Here is a 24,507-nt window from a genome sequence, read left to right on the forward strand (position 1 = left end):
GTCAAGCCTCCATGGGTGAGGTGAAGGGCACGGCCGTGAAGCGGTACGCCAGGCCGGGCGCGGCGGGCACCCAGCGCGCCGCGGCCAGGGCCAGCAGGCGGATGCCCAGGACTTCCTGCGGCAGCCATCGGGGGCGGGTGCCGAAGACGTTGAAGGTGGCGTAGCAGAGATGGCCCTGGAGCAGGGGCACGTTGATCACGCTCTGCAGACCGTGCCCGCGCATCTGTTCGAAATCGTCGAAATGGCGCGCCAGCGCCTCTTCTCCCTCGCCGATGAACACGCGGCCCTGCAGGAACAGGCACTCGGTCCACGGGCCGAGCGTCTTGCGCTTGGCGCCGTTCACCGGGTAGTGCTGCGCCTCGGACGAATAGAAGCGGCGCAGCCGGATCTCATCGACCGGGTCGCGTTCCGTCGTCACGTTCTGCTGGATGCTGAAGATGCTGTCGCCGGCAAGCTGGCGCCGGTAGAGATCGACCTGGCGCAGAGCAGCGTCGGCGCTGCGCGCCTCGGTGAGCACGTCCAGGAGGCTGGCCGTGAGGGCCGTGAGCTTCGATGCGGTGGCTGCGTCCATGAAGAAAGTCTAGGCGCCGCAATTCACTGAAGTGCATTAAATTCTGATGGCCCGATAACCCAGGAGTTATGGTCTTGCCGACTGCCCGCGACCCCGCCGCCGAGCTGCAGCACGCGCTGCTCTCCCGCCTGAAGCTGCGCCAGCTCTCGCTGCTGCAGGCCATCGACCGCCATCGCACGCTCGGCCGCGTGGCCGCGGAGATGCGAGTGAGCCAGCCCGCCATCACCAAGGCGCTGCGCGAGGCGGAAGACATCTTCGGCAGCACCCTCTTCGAGCGCACCAGCCGCGGCCTGGTGCCCACGCCGTCGGGCGAGGCGGTGCTGCACTACGCGCGGCGCTGGCTCGCGGAACTGGAGTCCACCACGCGCGTGCTCACCTCACTGGAGGCAGGCCGCAGCGGACGCCTGCGCCTGGGCCTGACGCAGCAGGTGCCGCAACAGCTGCTGTCCGCCGCGCTCACCCACTTGCTGGATCGAACCCCGCGCATGGCGGTGATGACGCGCGAGGGAACGACGGACGAGCTCGTCGCGAGCCTGGTCGCGCGCGAGCTCGACTGCGCGATCGGCCGCTCCTACGACGGGGATGCGACGGGCCTGGTGCAGGAGGCGATCTATCAGCAAGAGCCCTGCCTGGTGGTGGCCGCGAAGAGCGTCAAGCGACTGTCGCGCGGGCCGCTGGACTGGGCGCGGTTGGCGCAGCTCGACTGGATCCTGCCGCCGCCGAACACGCCCATGCGCAGAACCTACAACGCGATATTCGTGGGCGCCGGCGTGCAGCCCCCGGTGCCGATGCTGGAGACGACGTCGATGCGCAGCATGGAGACGGTGCTTCGGACCGAGCCGAACGCCATCGCCATCCTGGCCCGTGACGTGGTGATGGAGATGGAGCAGGCGGGGCACCTGGCGGCGCTGCCCTATCGCTTGAGCTGGAGTCTGCCGCCGGTTAGCTTCTTCACGCTGAAGGAGCTGGAGGGGCATCCGATGGTGCAGTCGCTGAGGGCGGTGGTGGGGGAGACTGCGCGGGGGATGCAGCGCAGCGCGCGGGGCGGGTGAAGGGGCCGAGCGCCGTCCGGCAGCTCAACCCGCTCAGATCGCGCTGTCCTCGCAGGATTCGGCGATGCTGAAATGCCCCTCAGAGCACTTAGCCGGCTTCGGCACCTAAGGCTGCCGCCATGGGCCCTTGTCGCTCGCCTTGCAGCCTAAGGGTCGGGCCGTCTTTCCGTCTGCCAGCAGACGGTCGTCTATCGCCTGACCGGCAGCGCCCTGTGCCTCCGCTGTCTTTTCGAACAGCGTGGCAGCTGCAGCATCGTCGCGCGCAAGGCCGCTCAGCATTTCCTTGGCTTGCACGAGATACTGGCGCCCGAGCTCACGATAGGCGCTGAACAGCGCGGGGGGACGAGTTGACCGTCATCGTCGCGGTCCCGTGCTGCGGGAAGGTCTGGCAGCCCGCATCGTGTTCATCCCAGCTGGCCAGGATGAACTGTGCCGTCTCACAGTTCAGCAAGGGCGTGCCGCTCGAGGCCTGCGGTTGGTCACGAAGAAGGCAGTCCTTGACGCGCCAGGTGTTCATCGGACCGCCGGTGTCTTCTGACTGATTCTTCACGAAGTCCGCCAGGTGTATGGCCGGCTTGGCCACCAGGAGACGCGTGGCCGATCAGGACTTCATGCGCCTCGGTGTCGAAGAACACGCCGCCCTCCTGATGGACACCGTACTCGCGACCGCGAATCTCGAAGCGATGAAGGTGCATGTCCTGCCAGCCGAACGCGATCTGCAGGATCTCGTGAAGCCGGGCGACGCTCGTATCGCCACGCACCAGAAGGCGCCGCCAGATCAGCGGGCTGATGCTGCGCAGCACGGCGCGCAGCTGCAGGACCTCCTGCCCAGCAGATGCCCCAGCTTCCATCCCCGAAGCTTACTTTTTGCTGCACTGCACACCCCCAGGAATGTGATGCTCTCCACCACCTGCTCCGGCAAGACAGCGCGGCGCGGCGCGAACACTTCGCCCCTTCCCAGTCGTGGCAGGCTTCGCGCAAGTTCGCCATCGTCGGCGGCGCTGTACCGTGGTTGCTGCTCGATAACCTAGACATGCCGCACGTCGGCACGCCCGAGATGGATCGCAGCCTGGACGCGGGTGCACTAGCGGCCTTGCTGTTGCATGTTGACCTTGGCAATGAGGTCTTTCATGACGTCGTGCTCCTTGTCAAGCACCGCCTGGAACTCTCGTCCGTCAGTGAATTTATAGCCAATGTTTTGCTTCTCCAATGCTGCAATCATGGCGGGATCCCTGGCAGTGTCTGCGGCGATCTGGCGCAGTTTGGCGACGACGTCCGGAGGAGTCTTTTTTGACACTCCCAGGTAACGCCAACTGACGACGGACAGGTCGATCCCCGACTCTTTGGCAGTAGGCGCATCCAGAGCAGCCTTGCTTCGTTGGTCGGCCAGAACGAGGATGATGCGAAGCGTCCCAGCCCGAACATGCGCGATTACTTCCGGGGGAGTTGCCGTGACTGCCTCGATGTGGCCTCCGAGCAACGACTGAACTGCTGGCGAAGCGCCCTGATACGGAATCGGCGCAAGTTTCGCCCCGGTCTTGTCGACGAGCGCCGCGGCCGCCAAATGACTAAGCGTTCCGTTCCCAGTAGTGCCGATGCGTAGCCCATCGGGCGCACTTTTCGCCGCGGCGAGAAACTCGCCAACAGTTTTCCAGGTCGCATCCGATCGAACAATGATCGAGACAGGATCGAAGTTCAGCTGTGCAATCGGTTCGATATCCAGGTACGAAAGCTTTGCGAGACCAAGCAATGGTGTTGTCAAGATGTCGTTGGTGAAGAGACCTAGCTTGTGACCGTCGGGCTTGGAGTTGACAATATCGTTCGCAGCGATCGAACCCCCGGCGCCCGGTTTGTTGACGACGACGATTGGTTGTGAGGAGTGGTTGCGACCCGCATCCGCGAAAGCCCTTCCTAGAGCGTCGGTCGAGCCACCGGCTGCGTAGGGAACCACGATTTCGATCGGACGACTCGGGAAGCTCTGGGCGACAGCGCCACCCAAGCCGAACGTGAGCTGTGCGGCAGCTAGGCCAATCATGAGGGCCAGTTGACGTCGGTATGTTTTCATCAGCATTTGGTATCTCCTTTAAGTATTCAATGTTCTGGCACCAAGGGACTCTCCAGGCAGCACTTGCATGGAGTCCACTGACCTCGTGACTATCTCTTAAGGCTAACGAGTTGCAGCAAGACCTGAAGCTCAATGCGTCGGATGTAGCAGGGCTCGTGCGGTACCGCGAGTCCCATGCGGTGTGTGTATGGTCTAGTTCGCCTAACTTCCTCCATCAGCGTTTGCTACCTGTCATCGTGGAGCGGGCAGCTTGGACGATCAGCCGGTTTGCGTTGCGGCGCAGAGTTGGCGTGCGCAAGTGGCGCACGACTCGTCCGATAGAAGGCCTCCGTCGGCTTCGGTCAGTTGAAATCAGCGTCCGGTCCATCAGTGCATTTCCGGCAGCATCTTTCCCGGGTTCATAACTCCGCGCGGGTCGAGCGCATTCTTCAGCGCGCGCATGAGCGCCACGCCGTCGGCGTGCTCGGCCGCGAGCTGATGAATGCGGTGCAGGCCAATGCCATGTTCGCCGGTGCATGTGCCGCCATACCGAATCGCCCGCATCGACACCCGTTCAGCCAAGTCCTCGGCACGCGCGCGCTCATCGGGGCTGGCGGGATCGAACACGATGCCGAGATGGAAATTGCCGTCGCCGGCATGTCCGACCAACGGCGCCGTCAGTCCGCTGGCACGCACATCCTCGCGCGTTTCCATCACACAAGCGACGAAGTTCGAAATCGGAACGCAGGCGTCCGTGCCGATCAGGGCGGAACCGGGCCTCAGCGCCAGATTGGCGTGGTAGCACTCGTGGCGCGCCTTCCAAAGTCGCGTGCGATCTTCCGGACGCTCGGCCCACGCGAAGCCGCTGCCGCCGGACTCCTCGGCGAGGGATTGCATCGTGGCGACCTGCTCGCGAACGGCCGCTGGCGATCCATGGAACTCCATGAACAGGGTTGGCAATGCCTCGAACTCATCGAGCTTCGAGTAGCGCTTGCAGGCGTCCATCTGGACTTCGTCGAGCAGTTCGATTCGCGCCACCGGCACGCCGAACTGAAGCGCTCCGATGACCACTGAGATGGCAGATTCCAGGTCCGGGAACTGGCACACCGCTGCCTGCACCAATTCCGGCAGGCCCCACAGGCGCAGCTGCACTTCGGTGACGAAGCCCAAGATGCCTTCGCTTCCGACGAACAGGCGTGTCAGGTCCAGACCGGCGGCGCTCTTGCGGGCGCGGGTGCCGGTGCGCACGGTACGGCCGTCGGCCGTGACGACCGTCAGGCCTAGCACTGCATCGCCCATCGTGCCGTAGCGCACCGCTGCCGTGCCCGATGCGCGTGTCGATGCCATGCCGCCGAGCGACGCATTCGCGCCAGGGTCGATGGGGAAGAACAGCCCGTGTGTGCGGACGTGCGCATTGAGCTCTTCGCGCGTCACGCCGGCCTGCACCCGGCAATCAAGCGCGTCCGCGTCGACCTCGAGGATCGCGTTCATTCTCGACAGGTCCACGCAGACTCCCCCGTGCACAGCGACAACGTGGCCCTCGAGCGAGGTACCGGTGCCGAACGGAATCATCGGTACTTGCGCGTCGAAGCAGGCGCGCGCCACGAAAGCGACGTCCTCGTTGTCGAGCGCAAAGACCACTGCATCGGGCGGCGCGGAATCTGGCACCCCTTCGCCGTGACCATGCTGCTCACGCACCGCGCTGGACGTGCTGAGGCGATCGCCAAACCGCTCGCGCAACCGCGGCAACAAGGCGAGCACATCGCGGGCGACCTCATCGCGTGACTTTGGGAAATTCATGGCTTAGGCCGGTTGGATCTGTCGCACGTGGTCGTCGTGGCTGGGAGATCGGAACTAGAGTGCGTCAACCATGCGCAGCAGCGCCACCATGCCCGGGTCGTCCATGCCGATCGTCTTGTCGGCGAACATGCGGGCGCGGCCGATGCGGTTGGGCTTGTCGCGGAAGGCGTCGAGCGCGCCATGCGCCGCGTCGCTGGCCACGCGGCGTGCTTCGGCGCCTGCGGGCGATGCGGCGAGCGCGATGTGGATGGCATGCAGGCCGTCGAGCACCGTCTTGTCCCCCAGCTTTGCGCCGCCGCGCGCCGAGAGCGTCGTCACCACTTCGGCCAGCAGGGCCGCGAGCTGCGGACGGTCGAGCAATGTCACGCCGGCGCAGCGCTTGGCACTGGTCATGAGGGCCACGGTCAGCAACGTGCCGAAGCTTGAGCCCGAGGCCTTGGCCGAAGCCTGCGCGCAGCGTTTGAAGATGCCTTCCAGGGTGTCGGGCATCTCGGGCAGGGCCTCTTCGACCAGCGTAGCGCACTTGTCGAGCGTGGCACCGAGGTCGGCGTCGCCAAGGCGGCCGTCGAGCTCGTTGAGCTCAGGCGCAGCGGCGTGTACGGCCGCGCACCAGCGGGGCAGCGCGGCCGAGAGGGTGGCAGCGTCCAGCATCAGCGCACGCTCCAGAAGGGGCAGTCCGCCGGGGCGGCCAGCAGAGCATCCAGTTCGGCATCGAGCTTCATCACGCTGAGCGACGCACCTGCCATCTCCATCGAGGTGGCGTAGCGGCCAACAAGGGGGCGCACGATGGTCACGCCCTGGTCCGCGAGGGCGGCCGCCACGCGGCGGAAAAGGATGTAGAGCTCTTCCGCGGGTGTCGCCCCCAGGCTGTTGACCAGCACGGCAACACGATCGCCGCGCACCAGCGCAAGTTCCGGCAGCACGTGCGCAAGCATCTCGTCGGCCAGCGCATCGGCCGATTTAAGAGCCCCGCGCCAGATGCCCGGCTCGCCATGGATACCCATGCCGAACTCGACTTCCCCTTCGCCGATGGCAAAGGAAGCCTTGCCGGATTCCGGCACCACGCAGGGCGAGAGCGCCACGCCGATGGAACGGCACGCGTCGTTGGCCTTGCGCGCCAGCGCCGCCACCGCCTCCAGGTTCGCGCCACCCGCTGCCTTGGCGCCCGCGACCTTGTAGACGAGCACGAGCCCGGCCACCCCGCGGCGCTTCTCGCGCTGTGCGGCGGGGGCACTCGCCACGTCGTCAGCGACACGGACCGATGCGACCGACATGCCGTCGAGTTCGAGCATCTCGGCTGCCATGTCAAAGTTCATGCGGTCGCCGCCGTAGTTGCCGTAGAGTTGCAGCACGCCGGCGCCGCCGTCGGCCGCGCGCATCGCCTCGATGCAGTCGTCCATGCGCGGGCCTGCGAACACGTTGCCGACGGCGCAGCTGTCGAGCAGGCCGTCGCCGACGTAGCCGAGGAAGACCGGCAGATGGCCCGAGCCGCCGCCGGTGACGATGCCCACTTTGCCCGCAACGGCACCGCTGCTGCGCGCCACCACGCGGCCGCCGTCTCCGCGGCGCTGCAACTCGGGGTGGGCGAGGCACAGGCCGTCGAGCATTTCGTCGACGTAGGCGTTCGGGTCGTTCAGGATCTTTTTCACGATGCTTTGTCGGTTGCGTTGAAGTCGCGCGCCGGCCAGCGTCGGCCGTGCCAACGCCAGCTTGTGCTCGGCGCGCGCGCTTGGGCCGGATCAGTCGGCCTTCAGGCGGCCATCCTTGGTGGCTTGCGACGCCAGTGCGTACTCGGCGTCGAGCAAGCGCGCGAATTCCTGCGGCGTGCTCGAGTAGGCAACGCTGCCGAGTTCGCGGGCGCTGTTCACCGTCTGTGGGTCCTTGACGGCTTGCGCAAGCGCGGCGGCGAGCTTGTCCTGCACCGCCTTGGGTGTCCCGCTGGGCGCAAGCACCCCGACGTAGGTTGTGCCATCGATCTCGCCGAAGCCGAGCTCCGCGACGGTTTGGACGCCGGGCAGCGATGGATCTTGCGTCGGCCCCAGCACCGCGAGCGGCTGAAGCGCGCCGCCCTTGATGTGCTGCAGCGAACTGCTGACCTGGTCGAAGTGCACATCGACTTGCCCGCCGATCAGGTCGATCAGTGCAGGACCCGAGCCCTTGTAGCTGACGATCGTGAACTTGGTCTTGAGCAGGGTCTCGAGTTGCAGCAATGCGAGGTGGTTGGGCGTACCCGGCCCGGAGTGCGCAGCGATCAGCTTGCCCTCGCCGGAACGCGCGTAGGCGGCGAGTTCCTTGAAGTTCTTGAACCTGGTTTCGTTCTTGCGCGCGAGCAACACCATCGAGCCCTTGTTCACCAGGCCGAGTGGCGCAAAGTTCGACCGGCTGTAGCTTGTCTTGACCATTTCCGGAACCGTGACCACCACGCCGGCTCCGCAAAGCAGCAGGGTGTATCCGTCCGGGGCGGCGCGAGCGACCTGCATTGCGCCGATCGAGCCGCCGGCACCCGCTCGGTTGTCGACGATCACCGACTGCCCCAGCACCTTGCCCAGGGCAACCGCCACGGTTCGCGCCACGATGTCGGTGTTACCGCCAGGCGCAAAGGGGACAACGATCGTCACCGGCTTGCTGGGAAACTCCTGGGCCCATGCGGTGGCTGTCAATGCGCTGCCCGCAGCGGCGAGCGTTCCGAGCTTCAGAAGCTCGCGACGTCGGATATTCATGGTTCGTATGTCTCCGTGTGAAGCTAGGTGTCAGATGTCAAAGCGCAGCACGTCGTCGAGCGCGGCCTTGATCCTGGCCAGTTGGGCGTCGCTGGTGGGCGGCATGGGTGCCCGGGGCAGGCCGGCGTTGCAGCCTTGCAGCGTGATGGAGGTCTTCAGGTTCGCAGGCAGGTTGTCCGCGACGATTGCGTTCCAGAAGGCCAGCATGGATTTGTGCATCTCCAACGCCTTCACATGGTCGCCGGCCTGCACCGTGTTCCACAGGTTCACGCACACACCCGGCAGTGCCGCCGGCGTTGCGGCGATCGTGCCGTGCGCGCCCAGGGCGAACGACGAATAGAGCAACGCATCCACGGCCGAATAGACCTTGCAGCCTGCGGGCACGCCGAGCAGCAGATCGGCCATCAGCTTGAGGTCGCCCTGGCTCTGCTTGATGCCCTGCACGCCGGGCAGATCCTTCATGAGGCGGATCATCTGCGCCGGATTCAGGTAGTTCCACGGCACGACGTTGTAGATGATCACGGGGATGTCGACCGCCTCGGTCAGCGCCTTGAAGTGGCGGTAGGTGGCGTCTTCATCGGGTTTGAAGAGGTAGTGAACCGGGGTGACCTGCAGCCCGGCAATGGGAAGGTGCGAAATCGCCTTGGCACGATTGATGGCATCGCGCGTGCTGTTCGAAATGATGCCGGCAACGATCGGGACGGCGCCCGCCACCTCTTGCGCGGTGATCTCCAGCAGGCGCTTGAATTCATCGATGGTCAGCGTGTGGCCTTCGCCACTGCTGCCACCGGGGCAGACGCCATGCACCTTCTTGTCCAGGTTGAAGCGGATGACCCTGCGAAAGGCCGCTTCGTCGATGTCGCCGTCGGCGGTGAAAGGAGTGACAAGGGGAGGGATGACGCCGGTCAGTTCAAGACTCATGAAAGTGCTCCGTTTTGCAGCTTGGGTGGGGGGAAGAGCGCAACCAACATTCGCGCCGTTGTGCACACTATATGCGTTCTGACATGTCAGTGCAAGCGCGGTAACCCTTTTGTGGAGCCCAGCGGGTTTCTTCTAATGTGTCAGCTGCCGCGCGGCCCGTCCTGGCGTAAAGTCGTACCTCATCCGAGCGACCCATTCGCCGGGAAGGATCCTGATGAAAGCGACGAAGAAAAAGCCCGCGCCTGCGTCACCTGCCGTGTCGCAGCGCACCCTGGCCTACGAGAGCTTCCGGCGGCAGATCCTGAGCGCAAATATTCGCCCGGGGCAGTTCGTGTCGCAGCGCGAACTCACCCGCCTGCTCGACCTGCCCCTGGGCGCTATCCGTGAAATGATTCCCCGGCTGGAGGCCGCCCGGCTGATCGTGACCGTGCCAAAGCGGGGCCTGCAGATCGCGCCAGTGGACCTGAAGCTGATCCGCAACGCATTTCAGGTGCGCAGCATGGTTGAGAGGGAGGCAGTACGCCACTTCCTGCGTTCGGCATCAGACGAAGATCTGGCTCGCATCGAAGAGCAACACCTGGCGATTCTCGAGCGCGCCCGTTCGGCCCAGCCCGATCTGACGCTCGACGCAGACGCGCAGACGGTGGATTGGGGCCTGCACGACACGATGGTCGACAGCATCGGCAACGAGATCCTGTCCGAGATCTACCGGGTGAACAGTTTGCACGTGAGGCTCATACGCCTCGACGCCGGCCTGGTTCGCCCGATGCGCATCGTTCCCGCGATGGAGGAACACCTGGCTTTCATCGCCGCGCTCAGGGCGCGCCATGAGGACAAGGCAATCCAAGCCATCAGCGAGCACATCGAGCGCTCCAGGGCGCGTGTTCTCGATGCAATGCTAGGGTCAAACCAATCAGGTTCGATGAAAACGAGTACAGCAGGCGCGTAGCGCCTCGCTCATGGCGAAGCGAGGAAGAACGCGACACGTCAACTTGGCTCCCATGGATTTTTGCTCGAGCGCCTGGTATGTTCAATGGCCCGATCCCGCCTGAAAAGCCCGCACGGCAGGCCAGAAAAGGGCGCTACCTCATCGCGACAAAAACTGACATGGCATTGCGGGGTCGGCGCCGCCGGCCTTCGCCGCACCTCGCTGGAGCTTTGCCATGCCATTCCTCGCGCCCTCGTTCGCACGGCTGCCGCTCCTGGCCTATCTGCTCGCCGACCAAACCGAGCCGCGCAAGAAGATCGCCCACCATCTGAGCGTGAGCCTGCGCACTCTGCAGCGCTACGCGGCCAGCGGCAACGCCCCGCGCGCGGTTTATCTAACGCTGTGGTTCGAGAGCCGCTGGGGGCTCTCCACCCTCAACGCGCAGGCCGTCAACGAAGCCCAGCACGCCCGCGCCTGGGTCGCCTCGCTCGAGCGCGAGTGCGAGCGCGGCCGCGCTCCATGCAGGACCTGCGCCGAAGCGTCGCAACCAGGCACTGAGGGCAGCGGGGTCGTCCGCCAGCGGGTCGATACTGAGCGACAGCAGGCGCAGCGTCGTACCGAGCTCGGCCGCCATGGCAACCTGCAGCGCTGCGAACAAGGCGCCCTGGATTGGGCAGACGGTGCTGCAGCCGGTGAACATCAACTGGACGGCGGTGACGGCTCCGCGCAACTGCGCCGCCAGCGTGCGCGCGGCGCCGTCGTGGCGTCGCAGCGGCAACGCCGGGGCCGCCACGGCCCACGCCGACGGCGGCGCGGCCGGTCGCGGGCATCCCCAGCAAGGCCAACGCGCCCGCCGTCAGCAGGCGCCGCCGACCCGGCGGCGCCGGCCGATGCCGGGCATGAAGCGGGCGCGCGTTCAACTGCGGACCTCCTGCGTCATGTAGTCCCACAGGGCCGCGCATTGGACATCGTCGACCTCGAAGCGCGGCATCGCGCGCGGCAGTACGGCATGGGCCGGATCGACGCCGGTGCGCAAGGTGCGGCAGAAGGTCGCCGCTTCGTAGGCCACGGGCGGACCGCCCCGGGCGCGGCCGGGCTTCGCGCAGCTGGCGCCGATCGAGCGGCGGAGCGAAGGAAGAACCCGTTTCAGCGGGCGCACCCGGGCCGGCATGGCGCTGGCTGCAACGCGTAGCTGCGGCGGGCAAGGGCGCGCTGTGGCCGGACAGCGTGCCGGCGAGCGGCTCGGTGCCGTCGAACAGGCGCGCGCCGCGCGACACCGAGGGCGTCACGGAAGGCTCTTGCCATCCGAACCCGGCGCGCCCTGTCAGCGCCATTGCGAGCCCCAGCGCCATCGTCAGTCCCGGCTTGCGAGCGTGCCGGGTCATTACTGGATGTTGAGCGTGCGCGCCACACTCGGCACGCCCTTGGCGTCCAGTGCGAACAGCATGTAGTTGCCCGGCAGCACGACTCCGCGCTCGACCGGAATGCTCAACTGGTAGGTGCCCTCCGCGCCGCTGAAGGAGAGCGGAATGCGACGTTGGTCGGTGTTCACCGAATGGGTGACGGAGCTCATGCGCACCAGCGCGAAGTGTTCCACCGCCCGGTCGGTCTGCACGCTGATCTGGCTGCCCCAGGTGGCCGTGGCCGGCGCGGCCGCGATGGCCGGGCGCGGAGCGGGCGAGCCGTCGGGTGCCAGCAGATAGGGCGGCGTATAGATTTCCGCATCCGGGTGGTCGCCGCTGCAGCCGCACAGGCCGCCGCCGCCCGACAGCACGCGGCCGTCCATCAGCAACAAGGCCACGCTGTGGTAGTTGCGCGGCTTCTGCATCGGCGGCAGGGTGACGAAGCTCTCGGTCGCCGGGCTCCAGAGCTCGGCCGCCAGCACGCTGTACGCATCGGAAAAAATCAAGGGCTGCGTCTGGCCGCCGATCACGACGACCTCGCCGTTGGGCAGCACCACGCTGTTGACGAAGGTGCGGCCGTATGCCATTGGCGCCACCTTGCGCACGGCGGGCGCATTCGGCGGGCCGGCAAGGATGTCGATAACGTAGGCCGTGTTGAAGGCGACGCCGCTGTCGTGGTTGGGGGCGCCGCCGAGCTTGAGGATCTTGCCCGTGTCGTACATCACGGCGCTGGCGGTCATGGCGTAGGGGTCGTCGCCGCGCGGGCCGGCCTGCACGATGGCACCGCTGCCGCGCGTATCGATCCAATGCATCGCGGCGGCGGGCCCCGCGTGGAACACCCAGCCGTCGGCCGCGCCGAACAGCCACATGTGGTTGTCGCCGCGGTACACCCCGGCCGCGTCGGGGCCGTTCAGCGGGGGGTCAGAGGCATTGGCCGCGCTCGGCATGTCGGACGGCACGCCGGCCAGCGTGCGCCAGGTCCGGGTGCTGGCGGACCACAGCTCACCCGACTTGCCGCCCTGTCCGCCGTCGAACGAACCGCCGACCGTGAACACGGAGCCATCGGACAAGATCGTGCTGGCGTTGTAGGCGCGCGCGATCCCGAGCTGGGCGCCGACCGCCCAGCGTCCCAGCGCCGGGTTGTACAGCGATGTCCGCGTCGCATTGCTGCCGCCGCTGACCAGGATGCTGCCGTCGGCCAGCATGCTGAGCCCGGGACAGAACATCTGGTGGGCGGTGGCCGTGATCGAGAGGCCGCCGGCCGCTTGCGTCGCCGGATCGAACACTGAGGTGAAGGTCCAGGCGTGCCAGCTGCTCTTGGAAAAATCGTAGGGCGAACGCCCTGCCCACAACAGCAGCCTGCCGTCCGGCAGATGGGCGGCCGAGGCGGGCACCAGCGGCAAGGGAATGGGGTCGGACCAAGGCTTGCTTGCGGCGGTGGACTGCGCCGCGGTATAGCCAGCGGCCGTGAAGCCGTACGCATTGGCAGCCAACCATTCCCCGTCGACGCGGGACCTGAGCCGCACCACGATCTCGGCGCCGTCGGCCGGCAGATCGTGCACGCTCAGCGAGGTGGAAGTCGTCACGATGTCGTGCAGGGGCGGGGCCCCAGGGGGCGACTCGATGGTGAGGCCGTATTCACTGGCGCCCCGATCGGACCAGACGAAGGTCGCCGTGCGGCCGGACAGCTTGCTGCCCGGCGCCGGGCTGATCAGGGCCGCGCCCGGTTCCGCGGATGCCATCGGCTTGGCTGCAGAAGCCGTTGCCCCTTGCACCTTGCCTGCAGGAGCGGCAGCGTTGCCCTGCGCGCCGCTCCCGTCGCCGCCGCTGCTGCCACCGCCGCACGCAACCAGGAGTGCGAGCCACGCGGAGCCGAGTCCACGGAAGGCTCGCATGGATGGAACGTTTCTCATCGCTCATCCTTTCAGTCGTCATTGCCGGTGAGAAGCTTAGACCTCGGCCGCGCGCGATACAACCGAACAAGTCGTCGGGCCTGCCGCCGCGGTGCCCACTCATCCGGGAGCTCGAGATCGCCGAAAGTCAGTCTCAGCCGCAACGTGGGGCTGGCGGTCACCGCTGCCGCATGTTCCCAGCAGGCAAGCCAGTCAGGTCATCCTTCAGTAGCCGTCGCCCGAACCGGCGAGGTCAACGGCGCCGCAATTGATCAAGGCTGCTGATGCGAAGGTCGGCGACGAGCGCCGCGATGCCCATGTCGGTGACACCTTCTCGAACGTGCAGAAGGCCCTCGGGTCCAAGTCGAATGACCCTGATGCTCCGAGCTTTCGACGTCTATGGCCCCTCGGTCTCGCCCAACTCGGATCAATTCGGGCGCAGCAGCCCTGACCGTCCTGCGTGCTCACCAAGGTCGGCCTGCCGACCCCGTGTAGTTGTTCTGCACGACGGACAGCGGTTAACCTACGACTGCTTGCAGCCGAAGCAGACATTTACGACCTATGGCGCGGACGTCTGCGGATGGCCGCGACTGTGAGTTCGCAGCCGGACACGGCCCTTCTGGGTAATGACCTGGTTGTCCAATGGCAGCTGTCAGCGCGCCTCGGGAACAGGCAGTCCCGGCCATGACCGGACCTTCCGGTCGGTCGCTCAATCTGGCCTCAAGGCAGGTCTTGGCAAAGTCATCGGACGAGGAAATCTTCAAACGAGGGCGCGAGGTGGCGTACATCGCCAACGTTGTGGTGGCTTCGACTACAGTCGGCCAACAGCGGCCGGTCGTTTCGGGTCGCTAGTCAGGCAAGCGCACGTGCTCGTCCGTGTGGTCGCCTGCAGCTGGACTTAGGATCGCCGTGAGCGCTCGCCGCTGCAGGAGGTAGAGCCGGCCGCCGGCGAACGCCCACTCGATGTCGTGGCTCCCGCCAAACACCTCGTCGCAGCGGAGCGCGAGCGCATGAAGCGCGGCGAGCTGTGCATCGTCGAGGCAGAGCACGCGGGTGAGCCCATCGGAAACGTGTGTGCTGCTTGTGCCGCCTTCCGGGTCGGTGCGTATGGCGACGTCCTTCAGTCCCGCGATTCGCTCGGCGACGGCACCGTCACGCCTCAAGCGGAACCGATCTGGGATGACGAGACCGGCAACGACCGACTCCCCGAGCCCCCAGGCCGCCTCGATCACGAGCTCGTCCGACCCGTTGACGGGGTTACGGCTGAAGAGCACGCCGGCGGAGTCCGCATCGACGAGTTCCTGTACGACGACGGCCATTCTCGGCTCGCGGGGCAGCCGAAGGCGCTCGCGGTACGCGAACGCTGAAGGCGAGCGCGCCGAGCGCCAGATGGCGGACACGGCGTCAACGAGTTCGGGCTCGGAGCGCAGGTTCAGCTGCGTCAGATGCTGTCCTGCGAAGCTCGCCTGCTCGGAGTCCTCACCCACTGCGGACGAGCGCGCCACGAGCGGGGCGCCGAGCGTGCGAAAGACTGCAGCCAGCCGCTGCCTCGCGTCGCGTTCGTCGGCAGCGAGTGCATCCACGAACCCGTACGGAAGCGCGACACCCGCGGGAACGGGCAGGCCCGCACGCGTGGCCGCGGCCAGCTGCGCGGCCTTGCCGCCAAACAGGCTTTCCTCGAGCTCCTCGGTAAGTGCTGCCGGTTTCATCGTCGCCTGCTTCCGTCATGCGACGAGCTCGACCTCGCCCGCGGTGCCATCGACGGTGATCCTCGCACCGTCCAGGAGCACGGAGGTCGCATCGGTGCACCCGACGACTGCTGGCAGCCCGTACTCGCGCGCGACGATCGCGGCATGCGAGAGCAGCCCGCCCCGGTCGGTCACGATCGCGCCGAGGAGCGGCAGCACGATGTTGAATGCCGTCGTCGTGGAGTTCGTGACGAGGATGTCGCCCCGCTCGATGCGGCCAAACTCCTCGGTGCCGCGAATCACCCGTGCGGTGCCCTCGTACACGCCCGGGCTGACGCCGAGACCGTGAACCTTTCGCTCCTCGGTGCGTGGCTTCGGCGCGGCAAAGATCGCCTGCACGGCTGCACCGATCGCGCGCTCCAGCCTTGCCGCCGAGGGCGGCAGCCACTCGGGCGGCAGCGGATCGCCCGGCTCGCCGCCGAGAAACGCCGGCGCATCCGCGTAGCGCGCCTTGAGCCGGTAGCGCGCACGCTCGGCCAGTTCCTCTCCCGATGGGCCGTCGCCGGACTCGACGAGGCTTCGCAGCTCCGCGTAGCCAGCCTCGACGAGATGGCCCGGATCAACGAGGCGCCCCGCCGCCGTAAGCCGGCGGCCGGCCGCCAGGATCGCGCGCCGCATAATCCCGATCGCCCAGAGGTCGGCGTAGATGCCCCGCTCGTCGCGTAGCCGGTAGGTCGCCCGAGCCTCCTCGAGCAGCGCGTCGAAGGCATCGCGATGCCGAGCGGGCACTGCGTCGCGCAACTCAGAGGTCTTCCGGTCCAGGTCGTTCGCCGGTGGAGTCTCGAGGCGATCGAATGCTGTGCGGATCGCTCCGACGATCAACTCGGGAAGCTCGTACACCGACGGGTCGCCCACGTCCTCGCCATTTACCGGCCGGTAGGCGACACGATCGACGTATGCCGAAGCGAGCCGGCCCGTGTCGCCGGGCAGCGAGCGAAGCGCGGCGACCACCTCACCCGGCTCTCCGGCCGACGTGAGCAAGGCCGTCGCCGCCGTATCCAGTCGGAGCGCGCCGACCAGTCGCTCGAGCTCCTCGTCTGCACCGAGCGGGTCGGGGTTCGCACCCTGGAGGAGACCGAGTAACTGGGCCGGCGAGCGGCCTGTCCACTCCTGCGCGTGCACGAGGAAGTCGCCCACAGGCAGGAGCGCCGGCACGTTGAAGAGGTGATGGATGTACGCGCCATGAATCTGGTTCTCGCGGCAGCGATCGATGTATGCGAGGAGCGCAGGCGTGTCGAGCGCCGCCGGGTCAACCGCGAGCAGCGCGAGGTGAGCCCGGATCGCCGCGGGCTTCACCTCCCGGTCCCAGCGCTCGAGGTCCTCACGCCAGAGCTTGCGCTCGAACACGGTCGCGCTCGTCTCGAGTCGGTGCCGAATCATTGGGTGACTGCGCGCGAGCTCGTCCCACACCTCTTTCGGAGGGTGACCGACTGCCTGCCTTGGCGCGCCGACCGGACGTGCGCAGTAGTACGGGAACCCGTTGACGAAGCCCGCCTCCAGGTACTCGAGCAACGATCCGTAGCGGCGGAGGCTTTCGCCGAAGCCGCGCTGGAACGCGTCGGGAAAGATCTCCGCGTGGAAGCGGGTCACCGGCCGCGTCCAGTGAGTCGGGTCGAGGAACCACGATCCCGGACCAGGTGGGGCGAAGTTTTGCTCAGCGACGAGTGTCATCATTGCCAACCTCCTTCATGCTTGCCGGATTGCGGCGAAGTTCGTCCGTCAGCACGCGTACGGCCCAGGCGGCGGCCTTGCCCGCCTCCTGGCCCTCGAGGCCCCACTGGTCGCGCATCGCCTGCCAGGCGGGCGCGCTCACGAGCAGGTAGATCACCCCAAGGGCGCGTTGGCGCTCGGCCGGGCCGAGCCCGTGGGTGACCTCCCGCATCGCCTTCTCGAACGTCGCCAGTCGCCGGCGCCGCGTGCGGGCCCGGATCTCCTGTCCGCGCTTGGATAGGAGGGCGCGGATCAGCGGCGCTCGCTCGTCGTACATGCGATAGAGCGCAGGCGCCATCTCGCGGACGCCCTCGAGCGTGTCTGGGTAGGAAAGGAGGACGACCCGGAGGTGCTCCTCCGCCCATTCACCGAACTCGTCGAAGAGCGCCTCCTTGGTCGGAAAGTGCCGGTAGACGGTACGGACCGACACGCGGGCGCGCACGGCGACAAGCGGAACGGTGACCTCGTTGACCTCCTCGTCCGCCAGCACATCTGCCGTCGCCTCCAGTATCCGAAGGCGCGTCTGCTCCATCTGTTCTGCGCGGAGCGGGCTTTCATACGTGGTCGTGCTCATGACAGCAGAATATTCATGTCACTTTATCGTGTCAAGAAGGCACGCTGGCATGTCGCCAATTGCGCACCCCATGATGCCGTGGCAAAGCCGATTGAGAATCGTGAATCTCTACGCTGCATCGCGACTAATCCCGCGGCCCTGCGCCGTGCGCGTGCCAGCCCGTTAGCCGCGACATGGACCGCAAGGGGCTCGGAGCCGCGGCCCGGCGACAGGCTACAGTCGGCCATGAGCCGTCGTACGAGGCGTCATTTTCAGCGTCGGCTTGCATGTGCATTGCGGTCGAAGAAAGGAGAACCGGCTGAACCGGCGGCGTCGCCGCCGCCGTTCGCCAATCGTCCCTCAATGCATTTCAGCAAGCGCCTCCTTGACGCCTTCCTCACGAAGCGGAAAGTCGGCTCCTTCCAGGTGCAACGCAGCCTCTGCAGGCACGGGCGTCGCGCAATCCTTCATCACGTCATCACGAGGGCCGGCACGGCCTGGTGAAGCTGTGCTTGATGCCCAAGCCTTGGCAAGCCTTGGCGCAGGTGTTCAACGCGCGCCGCGTGCTAGAGCCGGCACTGATGCGCGAGCTTTGCGCCGTCCCACTGCGGCGAATCCGAGGCGCGCACGCGCAATGACCGCCGGGCCATCATTCGGCTGTCGGACGAGTTCCACACGCTGATTGCTGAAGTCGCCCGGAACCCCTATCTCGGCAAGTACATGCGCGAGCTGTGCTCGCTCACCTGCCTCATCATCGCGCTCTACTATGCGCCCGGCATGCCCGCATGCCCGCACCACGAGCACACCGCGATCGTCGTTCGAGGCGGTGTTCTCCAGAAGCGAGGAGCTTGCTAGACTTTTGGTTGCGGTGTCGCCGCGAAGAAATCCATGGCCGCCGCAACGCCGCTGGCGGCCAGTGGCACGCCTGCGAGCTTCAGGCCCATCTCAACCCCCGTCAGCGCGGCCATCAGCGTCAGGTCGTTGCAGTCGCCCAGGTGGCCGATGCGGAACATGCGACCCTTGAGCTTGCCGAGTCCCGCGCCAAGCGAGAGATCGAAGCGTTCGTGGATCAGCCGGCGCAGCGAATCGGCATCCACGCCTTGCGGTGTGATGACGCCGGTGAGCACCGGCGAGTGGACGCGCTCGTCCGCGCATTGCGTTGGCAGGCCCCAGGCATGTACCGCGGCGCGCACACCTGCGCCCCAGCGCTGGTGGCGTGCGAACACGACCGGTAGTCCCTGTCCGAGCACCATGTCGAGCGCCTCGCTGAGACCGTAGAGCAGGTTCGTGCTCGGCGTGTAGGGCCAGTAGCCGCCCCGGTTCATCTCGACAATTTCGTCCCAGGCCCAGAAGGCCTTGGGCAGGCGCGCCGACTTGCTTGCCTCGACGGCCTTGGGCGACAGGGCGTTGAAGCTGATGCCGGGCGGCAGCATCAAGCCCTTTTGCGAACCGCTGACGGTCACGTCGACGCCCCATTCGTCATGGCGGAAATCGGCGCTCGCAAGGCCCGAGATGGTGTCGACCATGAGCAGCGCGGGATGATTGGCCGCATCGATGGCGCGGCGCACTGCTGCGATGTCCGAGGTGACGCCTGTGGAGGTCTCGTTGTGCACCACGCACACGGCCTTGATCTTCCTCTCGGTGTCCTTGCGCAGACGCGCCTCTATCAGATCGGCCTGCACGCCGTGGCGCCAGCTGCGCGGCAAACCTGTGTCATCGACGCCGGGCAGGCCGATGAACTCAGGCTCCAGGCCGAGGCGCTGCGCCATGCGCTGCCACAGCGTCGCGAAGTGGCCCGTTTCGTACATCAGCACCGCGTTGCCGGGGCTCATCACGTTGGCGAGCGCAGCCTCCCAGGCACCGGTGCCTGACGCCGGGTAGATGACCACCGGATGCTGCGTCTGGAACACCTGCTGCAGGCCGGCGATGACCTTCTTGCCGAGCGTCGCGAACTCGGGGCCGCGATGATCGATGGTCGGCAGGCTGATGGCGCGCAGGATGCGGTCCGGCACCGGGCTGGGGCCCGGGATTTGCAGGAAGTGGCGGCCGCTGGGATGGTTGTCGAGAGCGATCATGGGTCTCCTTCTTTCGCTGTTGCGCAATTTCTGGGGTCTACAACTGCACGGACGCCTGTCCGATGCCCGGGAACTCGGCCGTGACGAGGTCGCCCTCGGCCGCGTGAAGAATGCCCACCCAGGTGCCGGTGGTCACGACGGTGCCCGCCGCCAGCGTCGCGCCTTCGCGCGTGGCATGGCGCAGCCAGGCCGGCAACAGGAAGGCGGGGTCGCCGAGCGGATGGCTACCGTGCCGCTCCACCGGCGCCTGTGCGCCGATCCGCACGCGGCAGGTTTGCGCGCGCCAGTCGCGCGCCTCGAACGGCCTCCAGTCGCCGAGCACCAGCGCACCATGCGATTGCAGGTCGGCCAGCTTGCACAGCGCGGGCGCTTCCAGCGCTTCGCGCCAGCGCGAGTCGACGAGCTCGATCGAGACGGCCATCGCATCGACCAGCGTGCGCGCGTTGTCCGCATCCAGCGTGGCGGCGAGCGTGGCGTCCACATCGCGCGCCAGCCGCAAGGCCACTTCGGCTTCGATGCCGCGCAGGTGAAAGGGCCAGGCGCCGCTTCGGGCCGGACTGGTCCAGACGCCGGCCGACGGCAGCGGCGCATGCGTCAGCACCGCGTCGCGCGAGGCGCCGCCCGATTTCCAGTGGCGCGGCGACGCGCCTTCGAACCAGCCGAGTTCGCCGGCCACGCGCAGCTGCACCGCGTAGGCATCGGCCGCATCCGTGAGCGCGGCAGCCAGCAGGGCCGCGTCGGCCGGCATGTGATCGCGGCGCGCGCGCACCAGCGCAGCGGCCACGGCATCGATGTTCGAGAGCTTCATTTCATTTCCTCTGGTGTTCGAGTGGGGGAGCCTAGAACGACATGCGCAAGGGCGCGAGTCCCCCGATCTGGACGTGCACGTCCGTGCCCTGGGACGCGAACAGCATGCCGGTGCACGAGCCGCTGGTGATGACCTGGCCCGCCTTGAGCCCGGCGCCGCGCGCCGCGCAATGGTTGGCCAGCCACTCGAGCAGGGTGCCGGCGTCCGGGCTCGGATGCTCGCCCACGGTGTGGGCCACGATCTGCTCGCCGAAGCGAAGCACGGCCTCGACCCTCGCCAGGTCGAACCACACCGGCTCGAAGGGCTGGCGCCGGCCCAGCACCAGCGCACCGTGGCTCAGGAGATCGGCCAGCTGCGCCTGGGCGCCGGCGCCGAGCCAGTCGGCCAGGCGGGTCTCCACCACTTCGATCACTGGCAGCACCGCCTGCACGGCAAAGGCCAGGTCGTCCCGGGTGTAGGGCACCGCGCGCGGCGGCAGGTCGATGCCGAGCTGGAAGCCCACCTCGACCTCGATGCCGCGCAGCCGCCAAGCGGGCCCGCTCAGCAACGCGCCGTCGGGCAGCAGCCCCTCGGCCGGCAGCGGCGCGCAGGTCGGCTCCTGGCCGGCGCGCGCGCCGACCTTCCAGCCGCCGACGCTGCCGATGGCGGCCAGGGTCGCGTCCTGGATGGCGTAGGCCTCGCGATGGTCCGCGGGCTGCACCAGCGCCGAAGGCACGCGCCGGCCATCGCGCCGCGCCACGAACAGCGCGCGCGCAGCGGTCGCCGGCGTCACGGTAGCCGCTGCCTGCGTCACAGCTCGGGAAAGCGCTGCCACGGGTGGGCTCGCTCGAAGGCGCGGGCCAGGGCGAGCAGCGCGTCGTCGCCACCTTCGCGCGCCACCAGTTGCAGGCCGACCGGAAGGCCCTGGGCGAAGCCGCAGGGCAGCGCGATCGCCGGCAGGCCGGCCGCGTTGACGAAGCCGGCGAAGACGGCGTGCCCGCGCGGACCGACCTCGCGGCCGCCGATCCGGGTCGGATGCGTTTCGCCGGCCGGCCAGGGCAGCGCTGCGGCTGCCGGGGTCAACAGGAAGTCGTAGCGCTCGAACAGGCGGGCGAGCTCGGCGCGCAGCCGTTCGACTTCGAACAGGAGGTCGAACAGCGCGAGCGCCGATGCGTCGCCGCCGGCCGCTGCGTTGGCTTGCATGGCGGGCCCGAACGAGGCCGGATCGAAGGGCCGCGTCGCCGACAGCGCCTGCGGATGCGCGACCAGCCACGCCAGCCCGACCTGCGACAGCAGCGGCCAGCGCTGGTTGACCGGCTCCGCCGTGTCGAAGCGATCGGCCGTCGTGACTTCATGGCCCAGCGCGGCGAGCTGGCGCGCCGCGACGCCGGTGAGCGCCGCGATCGCCGGATCGACCGGGTGATCGCCGAAGTGCGGGATGTAGAGGATGCGCGCAGGCGCCGCCGCTGAGGCAGGCACGGCACCGCACCCGATCACCTGCAGCACCGCGGCCACGTCGTCCACGCAGCGCGCCAGCGGTCCCGCGACCTCGAAGTCGAGAAAGACCGGTGGCAGTCCGCCTGCGCGCGGCACGCGGCCGCGCGAAGGCTTGAGCCCGACCAGGTTGGTGTGCGAGGCGGGCCGCCGGATCGAGCCGCCGCCATCCGTGCCGAGCGCGATCGGGCATCCGCCCGCCGCGACCAGCGCGACCGCGCCGCCCGAGGAGCCGCCGGGCGTCAGCGCCGGGTTCCAGGGATTGCCCGTCGCGCCGAAGACCGGGTTGCCGGTGTAGCCCTGCATGGTGAACTCGGGCACGTTGGTCTTGCCGAAGATCACCGCGCCGGCATCGCGCAGCTTCGCCACCGGCAACTCGTCGCGCTCGGCCACAAGGCCGGCGAGCGCCCGGCTGCCCCAATGCGTGGGCAGGCCGCGCACGTGCAGGTTGTCCTTGATGGTGACGGGCACGCCGTCGAGCGCGCCGAGCGCGCAGCCGGCACGCCAGCGTGCGCTGCTCTGCTCGGCGGCGTGCGTCGCGCCCTCGGCATCCAGCGCGATCAGCGCGTTGAGCCGCGGGTTGACCTCGGCGCTGCGCGCCAGGCAGGCCTCGAGGGCCTGCGTCGGCGTGAACGCAGCGTCGCGAAAGCCGGCCGCGAGCTGCGTTGCCGTGAGTTGCCAGAGCGGTTTCATCACCCGCTTACTTGAGACCGACGACCGGGCCGACCACCTGCTTCCACGTGGCCGAGCACTTGTCGTAGGACTTGTCGCAGAGCTCGCTCCAGATCGGCAGCGAAACCGTGGTCAGCGCATCGCGGATCATCTGCTGGTCGCCCGGCTTGACCGGGACATCCTTCAGCGCGAACTTCTTCACCGTCTTGCACGGCTCCTTGCCGACATTGCAGCGCGAGGCGTCGTCGAACAGCTCCTTGGAATAGGCCCACACCTCGGTCTCGAACTTCCTGAAGGCCTCGGTGAGCTTCGTCTTCTGGTCGGCCGGCAGTGCGTTCCACTTCTGGAGGTTGATCGCATAGGCGTTGAGTGCGATCTGGAAGCCGATCGGCATGAAGTGCGTCGTGACCTCGGGCCAGCCGGCCGAGTTGGCCGAGCTCGGGCCGGTGATGGCGCAGTCGGTCACGCCGCGTTCCAGCGCCTGCTGCGTCTCGCCGAAGGGGATCGTCACCGGGATGCCGCCGAGCTTCTCGATGAACTTCGCGAGCGACTGGTCGTACACGCGCACCTTCTTGCCCTTCAGGTCCGCGAGCCCGCCGATTGCCACCTTGCAGAACACCACCTGCGGGCCGAAGGGATAGATGCCCAGCAGCTTGCCGCCATGGCGCTCCTGCAGGCGCTTGTCGAAGGCGTCGCGGTAGGCGTCGACCACCTTGCGCGCGACCTCGTAGTCGGTCGACAGGCCGACGATGTCGGGGCCGAGGAAGAAGGGCTCGTCGCGCGAGACCTGCGCCAGGCGCAGCGTGACGATGTCGAAGAGGCCCGACTTCAGCACGCGCAGGCCGTCGGCGTCCTTCACGCCCAGCACGTCCATCGGCTTGTAGTCGGCGTCGATGGGCACCCCGGTGTTCTTCGCGAAGTTCTCGAAGAAGGGCTGTTCCTTGGTTTGCTGGATCAGCCCGGTGGCGACCAGGTTGCCGGCGACGCGCAGCTTGGGATTCTCGGCGCGGGCCGGCAGGGCCAGTGCGAGGGTGGCGGCCAGCAGGGGCAGGACGAACTTCAGTTTCATGGCATCACTCCTTCAAGAATGGTTTCAGTGGATTCCGACCAGCGGACCGATCGCCTGCTTCCAGGTCGCGGAGCACTTGTCGTAGGACTTGTCGCAGACCTCGGCCCACAGCGGCAGCGAGACCGCGCCGACCGCGTCGCGCACGAGCTTCTGGTCGGCTGGCTTCACCGGCACTTCCTTCATCGCGTACTTCTTGCCGAACTTGCAGGGCTCCTGGCCGACGTTGCAGCGCGAGGCGTCATCCCACAGTGCCCGCGAGTAGGCCCAGGCCTCGGTCTCGAAGCCGGCGAAGGCTTCGCTCATCTTTTGCTGCTGGGCGGGCGGCAGCGCGTTCCACTTCTTCAGGTTGATCGCGTAGGCAACCAGGTGGATCTGGAAGCCGATCGGCATCACGTGCGTCGCCACCTCCGGCCAGCCGGCCGAGTTGGCCGAACTCGGGCCGGTGATGGCGCAGTCGGTGACGCCGCGCTCGAGCGCCTGCTGCGTCTCGTTGAAGGCCAGCGCGACCGGGATGCCGTCGAGCTTCTCGATGAACTTCGCGAGCGACTGGTCGCTCACGCGCACCTTCTTGCCCTTGAGCTCGGCCAGGCCCGCGATCGGCGTCTTGCAGAACAGGATCTGCGGCCCGAAGGGGTAGGTGCCGAGCAGCTTGGCGTTGTGGCGTTCCTGCAGGCGCCTGTCGAAATTGCCGCGATAAGCGTCAACCACCTTGCGTGCGGTGTCGTAGTCGGTCGACAGGCCTACGATGTCGGGGCCGAGCAGGACAGGGTCGTCGCGCGACACCTGCGCCAGGCGCAGCGTCACGATGTCGAACAGGCCCGACTTGACGATGCGCAGGCCGTCGGCATCCTTCACGCCGAGCACGTCCATCGGCTTGTAGTCCATGTCGACGGGCAGGCCGGTGTTCTTCGCGAAGTTCTCGAAAAAGGGCCGTTCCTTGTTCTGCTGGATCAGGCCTCCGGAGACCAAGCTGCCGGCGACGCGCAGCTTCGTGTTCTGGGCATGGACCGGCAGCGCGCAGACGAGCGCGGCCGCCACGAGGGCGAGTCGGAGCTTCATGGGATCTTT

The 24,507-nt window shown here is 67.4% G+C and carries 24 protein-coding genes; 3 read left to right on the plus strand and 21 right to left on the minus strand.

The window, feature by feature from the left end; all coding sequences use genetic code 11:
- Window position 1 precedes the first annotated feature (1 nt).
- Window positions 2–571, minus strand: a complete 570-nt coding sequence (locus AC3A6X_RS30765) for a GAF domain-containing protein (protein WP_487845735.1) — start codon at window positions 569–571, stop codon at window positions 2–4.
- Between the two features lie 74 nt (window positions 572–645).
- Between AC3A6X_RS30765 and AC3A6X_RS30770 the strand changes: the two genes are divergently transcribed.
- Entirely contained in the window at window positions 646–1,623 is a 978-nt protein-coding gene (locus AC3A6X_RS30770) for a LysR family transcriptional regulator (protein ID WP_487845736.1), read from the plus strand.
- Window positions 1,624–1,936: 313 nt separating this feature from the next.
- On the opposite strand, the gene AC3A6X_RS30775 is transcribed toward AC3A6X_RS30770, so the two are convergent.
- The 8 genes from AC3A6X_RS30775 to AC3A6X_RS30810 all read right to left on the minus strand — a co-directional run bounded on the left by AC3A6X_RS30775 (window position 1,937) and on the right by AC3A6X_RS30810 (window position 9,174).
- Entirely contained in the window at window positions 1,937–2,206 is a 270-nt protein-coding gene (locus AC3A6X_RS30775) for a hypothetical protein (RefSeq protein ID WP_487845825.1), read from the minus strand.
- Complete coding sequence (locus AC3A6X_RS30780) at window positions 2,103–2,474, minus strand: plasmid pRiA4b ORF-3 family protein (protein WP_487845737.1); 372 nt, start codon at window positions 2,472–2,474, stop codon at window positions 2,103–2,105. Before AC3A6X_RS30780 ends, AC3A6X_RS30775 begins: the two co-directional genes overlap by 104 nt.
- A 233-nt stretch (window positions 2,475–2,707) precedes the next feature.
- Window positions 2,708–3,694 carry a Bug family tripartite tricarboxylate transporter substrate binding protein gene (locus AC3A6X_RS30785; protein ID WP_487845738.1) on the minus strand — a complete coding sequence of 329 codons (987 nt, stop codon included), beginning with the start codon at window positions 3,692–3,694 and terminating at the stop codon, window positions 2,708–2,710.
- Between the two features lie 360 nt (window positions 3,695–4,054).
- Entirely contained in the window at window positions 4,055–5,467 is a 1,413-nt protein-coding gene (locus tag AC3A6X_RS30790; RefSeq protein WP_487845739.1) for an FAD-binding oxidoreductase, read from the minus strand.
- 54 nt (window positions 5,468–5,521) lie between these two features.
- A complete protein-coding gene (locus AC3A6X_RS30795) occupies window positions 5,522–6,118 on the minus strand; it encodes a DAK2 domain-containing protein (RefSeq protein ID WP_487845740.1) in 597 nt (198 codons plus the stop codon).
- Window positions 6,118–7,116 carry a dihydroxyacetone kinase subunit DhaK gene (locus AC3A6X_RS30800; protein WP_487845741.1) on the minus strand — a complete coding sequence of 333 codons (999 nt, stop codon included), beginning with the start codon at window positions 7,114–7,116 and terminating at the stop codon, window positions 6,118–6,120. The genes AC3A6X_RS30795 and AC3A6X_RS30800 overlap by 1 nt, the downstream gene beginning before the upstream one ends.
- A gap of 90 nt (window positions 7,117–7,206) precedes the next feature.
- Window positions 7,207–8,187: a Bug family tripartite tricarboxylate transporter substrate binding protein gene (locus tag AC3A6X_RS30805; protein ID WP_487845742.1), complete on the minus strand. Its 981-nt coding sequence runs from the start codon at window positions 8,185–8,187 to the stop codon at window positions 7,207–7,209.
- A 30-nt stretch (window positions 8,188–8,217) separates the two neighbouring features.
- Window positions 8,218–9,174: a dihydrodipicolinate synthase family protein gene (locus tag AC3A6X_RS30810; protein ID WP_487845743.1), complete on the minus strand. Its 957-nt coding sequence runs from the start codon at window positions 9,172–9,174 to the stop codon at window positions 8,218–8,220.
- Window positions 9,175–9,322: 148 nt separating this feature from the next.
- Here AC3A6X_RS30810 and AC3A6X_RS30815 point away from each other — a divergent pair, with 148 nt between their 5' ends.
- Entirely contained in the window at window positions 9,323–10,057 is a 735-nt protein-coding gene (locus AC3A6X_RS30815; protein WP_487845744.1) for a GntR family transcriptional regulator, read from the plus strand.
- A gap of 373 nt (window positions 10,058–10,430) precedes the next feature.
- On the opposite strand, the gene AC3A6X_RS30820 is transcribed toward AC3A6X_RS30815, so the two are convergent.
- The 6 genes from AC3A6X_RS30820 to AC3A6X_RS30845 all read right to left on the minus strand — a co-directional run bounded on the left by AC3A6X_RS30820 (window position 10,431) and on the right by AC3A6X_RS30845 (window position 17,363).
- Window positions 10,431–10,829, minus strand: coding sequence for an SCO family protein (locus AC3A6X_RS30820; protein ID WP_487845745.1), 399 nt, complete (start codon window positions 10,827–10,829; stop codon window positions 10,431–10,433).
- A 123-nt stretch (window positions 10,830–10,952) separates the two neighbouring features.
- The gene (locus AC3A6X_RS30825; RefSeq protein ID WP_487845746.1) at window positions 10,953–11,207 is read right to left on the minus strand and encodes a hypothetical protein; all 255 of its coding nucleotides are present in this window, start codon (window positions 11,205–11,207) and stop codon (window positions 10,953–10,955) included.
- A 213-nt stretch (window positions 11,208–11,420) separates the two neighbouring features.
- Complete coding sequence (locus AC3A6X_RS30830) at window positions 11,421–13,181, minus strand: galactose oxidase early set domain-containing protein (protein WP_487845747.1); 1,761 nt, start codon at window positions 13,179–13,181, stop codon at window positions 11,421–11,423.
- A 998-nt stretch (window positions 13,182–14,179) separates the two neighbouring features.
- Entirely contained in the window at window positions 14,180–15,040 is an 861-nt protein-coding gene (locus AC3A6X_RS30835) for a PEP/pyruvate-binding domain-containing protein (protein ID WP_487845748.1), read from the minus strand.
- Window positions 15,041–15,055: 15 nt separating this feature from the next.
- Window positions 15,056–16,753, minus strand: coding sequence for a PEP-utilizing enzyme (locus tag AC3A6X_RS30840; RefSeq protein ID WP_487845749.1), 1,698 nt, complete (start codon window positions 16,751–16,753; stop codon window positions 15,056–15,058).
- Window positions 16,734–17,363 carry a TetR/AcrR family transcriptional regulator gene (locus tag AC3A6X_RS30845; RefSeq protein ID WP_487845750.1) on the minus strand — a complete coding sequence of 210 codons (630 nt, stop codon included), beginning with the start codon at window positions 17,361–17,363 and terminating at the stop codon, window positions 16,734–16,736. The genes AC3A6X_RS30840 and AC3A6X_RS30845 overlap by 20 nt, the downstream gene beginning before the upstream one ends.
- A gap of 657 nt (window positions 17,364–18,020) precedes the next feature.
- On the opposite strand from AC3A6X_RS30845, the gene AC3A6X_RS30850 reads away from it, so the two are divergent.
- Window positions 18,021–18,197 (plus strand): hypothetical protein, encoded by a 177-nt coding sequence (locus tag AC3A6X_RS30850; protein WP_487845822.1) that lies wholly within the window; start codon window positions 18,021–18,023, stop codon window positions 18,195–18,197.
- Here the strand turns inward: AC3A6X_RS30850 and AC3A6X_RS30855 are convergent.
- From AC3A6X_RS30855 to AC3A6X_RS30880, 6 genes are read right to left on the minus strand one after another with little or no spacing between them, the layout of a single operon-like run.
- Window positions 18,194–19,417: a pyridoxal-phosphate-dependent aminotransferase family protein gene (locus tag AC3A6X_RS30855; RefSeq protein WP_487845751.1), complete on the minus strand. Its 1,224-nt coding sequence runs from the start codon at window positions 19,415–19,417 to the stop codon at window positions 18,194–18,196. The genes AC3A6X_RS30850 and AC3A6X_RS30855 overlap by 4 nt on opposite strands.
- A 37-nt stretch (window positions 19,418–19,454) precedes the next feature.
- A complete protein-coding gene (locus AC3A6X_RS30860) occupies window positions 19,455–20,225 on the minus strand; it encodes a fumarylacetoacetate hydrolase family protein (RefSeq protein WP_487845752.1) in 771 nt (256 codons plus the stop codon).
- A 31-nt stretch (window positions 20,226–20,256) separates the two neighbouring features.
- Window positions 20,257–20,997 carry a 2-keto-4-pentenoate hydratase gene (locus tag AC3A6X_RS30865; RefSeq protein WP_487845753.1) on the minus strand — a complete coding sequence of 247 codons (741 nt, stop codon included), beginning with the start codon at window positions 20,995–20,997 and terminating at the stop codon, window positions 20,257–20,259.
- Window positions 20,998–21,014: 17 nt separating this feature from the next.
- Window positions 21,015–22,391: an amidase gene (locus AC3A6X_RS30870; RefSeq protein WP_487845754.1), complete on the minus strand. Its 1,377-nt coding sequence runs from the start codon at window positions 22,389–22,391 to the stop codon at window positions 21,015–21,017.
- 7 nt (window positions 22,392–22,398) lie between these two features.
- Window positions 22,399–23,439, minus strand: coding sequence for a TRAP transporter substrate-binding protein (locus AC3A6X_RS30875; protein ID WP_487845755.1), 1,041 nt, complete (start codon window positions 23,437–23,439; stop codon window positions 22,399–22,401).
- Window positions 23,440–23,463: 24 nt separating this feature from the next.
- Window positions 23,464–24,498: a TRAP transporter substrate-binding protein gene (locus tag AC3A6X_RS30880; RefSeq protein ID WP_487845756.1), complete on the minus strand. Its 1,035-nt coding sequence runs from the start codon at window positions 24,496–24,498 to the stop codon at window positions 23,464–23,466.
- Between the last annotated feature and the right edge of the window lie 9 nt (window positions 24,499–24,507).

This window comes from Variovorax sp. Soil_C_12, assembly GCF_057657375.1.

Excerpts from the sequence above, each read along its gene's own strand:
- AC3A6X_RS30765 (WP_487845735.1), bottom strand. The coding sequence starts at position 571 with ATGGACGCAGCCACCGCATCGAAGCTCACGGCCCTCACGGCCAGCCTC.
- AC3A6X_RS30780 (WP_487845737.1), bottom strand. The coding sequence starts at position 2,474 with ATGGAAGCTGGGGCATCTGCTGGGCAGGAGGTCCTGCAGCTGCGCGCC.
- AC3A6X_RS30785 (WP_487845738.1), bottom strand. The coding sequence starts at position 3,694 with ATGCTGATGAAAACATACCGACGTCAACTGGCCCTCATGATTGGCCTA.
- AC3A6X_RS30790 (WP_487845739.1), bottom strand. The coding sequence starts at position 5,467 with ATGAATTTCCCAAAGTCACGCGATGAGGTCGCCCGCGATGTGCTCGCC.
- AC3A6X_RS30795 (WP_487845740.1), bottom strand. The coding sequence starts at position 6,118 with ATGCTGGACGCTGCCACCCTCTCGGCCGCGCTGCCCCGCTGGTGCGCG.
- AC3A6X_RS30805 (WP_487845742.1), bottom strand. The coding sequence starts at position 8,187 with ATGAATATCCGACGTCGCGAGCTTCTGAAGCTCGGAACGCTCGCCGCT.
- AC3A6X_RS30815 (WP_487845744.1), top strand. The coding sequence starts at position 9,323 with ATGAAAGCGACGAAGAAAAAGCCCGCGCCTGCGTCACCTGCCGTGTCG.
- AC3A6X_RS30825 (WP_487845746.1), bottom strand. The coding sequence starts at position 11,207 with ATGCCGGCCCGGGTGCGCCCGCTGAAACGGGTTCTTCCTTCGCTCCGC.
- AC3A6X_RS30830 (WP_487845747.1), bottom strand. The coding sequence starts at position 13,181 with ATGGCATCCGCGGAACCGGGCGCGGCCCTGATCAGCCCGGCGCCGGGC.
- AC3A6X_RS30835 (WP_487845748.1), bottom strand. The coding sequence starts at position 15,040 with ATGAAACCGGCAGCACTTACCGAGGAGCTCGAGGAAAGCCTGTTTGGC.
- AC3A6X_RS30840 (WP_487845749.1), bottom strand. The coding sequence starts at position 16,753 with ATGATGACACTCGTCGCTGAGCAAAACTTCGCCCCACCTGGTCCGGGA.
- AC3A6X_RS30845 (WP_487845750.1), bottom strand. The coding sequence starts at position 17,363 with ATGAGCACGACCACGTATGAAAGCCCGCTCCGCGCAGAACAGATGGAG.
- AC3A6X_RS30855 (WP_487845751.1), bottom strand. The coding sequence starts at position 19,417 with ATGATCGCTCTCGACAACCATCCCAGCGGCCGCCACTTCCTGCAAATC.
- AC3A6X_RS30860 (WP_487845752.1), bottom strand. The coding sequence starts at position 20,225 with ATGAAGCTCTCGAACATCGATGCCGTGGCCGCTGCGCTGGTGCGCGCG.
- AC3A6X_RS30870 (WP_487845754.1), bottom strand. The coding sequence starts at position 22,391 with ATGAAACCGCTCTGGCAACTCACGGCAACGCAGCTCGCGGCCGGCTTT.
- AC3A6X_RS30875 (WP_487845755.1), bottom strand. The coding sequence starts at position 23,439 with ATGAAACTGAAGTTCGTCCTGCCCCTGCTGGCCGCCACCCTCGCACTG.
- AC3A6X_RS30880 (WP_487845756.1), bottom strand. The coding sequence starts at position 24,498 with ATGAAGCTCCGACTCGCCCTCGTGGCGGCCGCGCTCGTCTGCGCGCTG.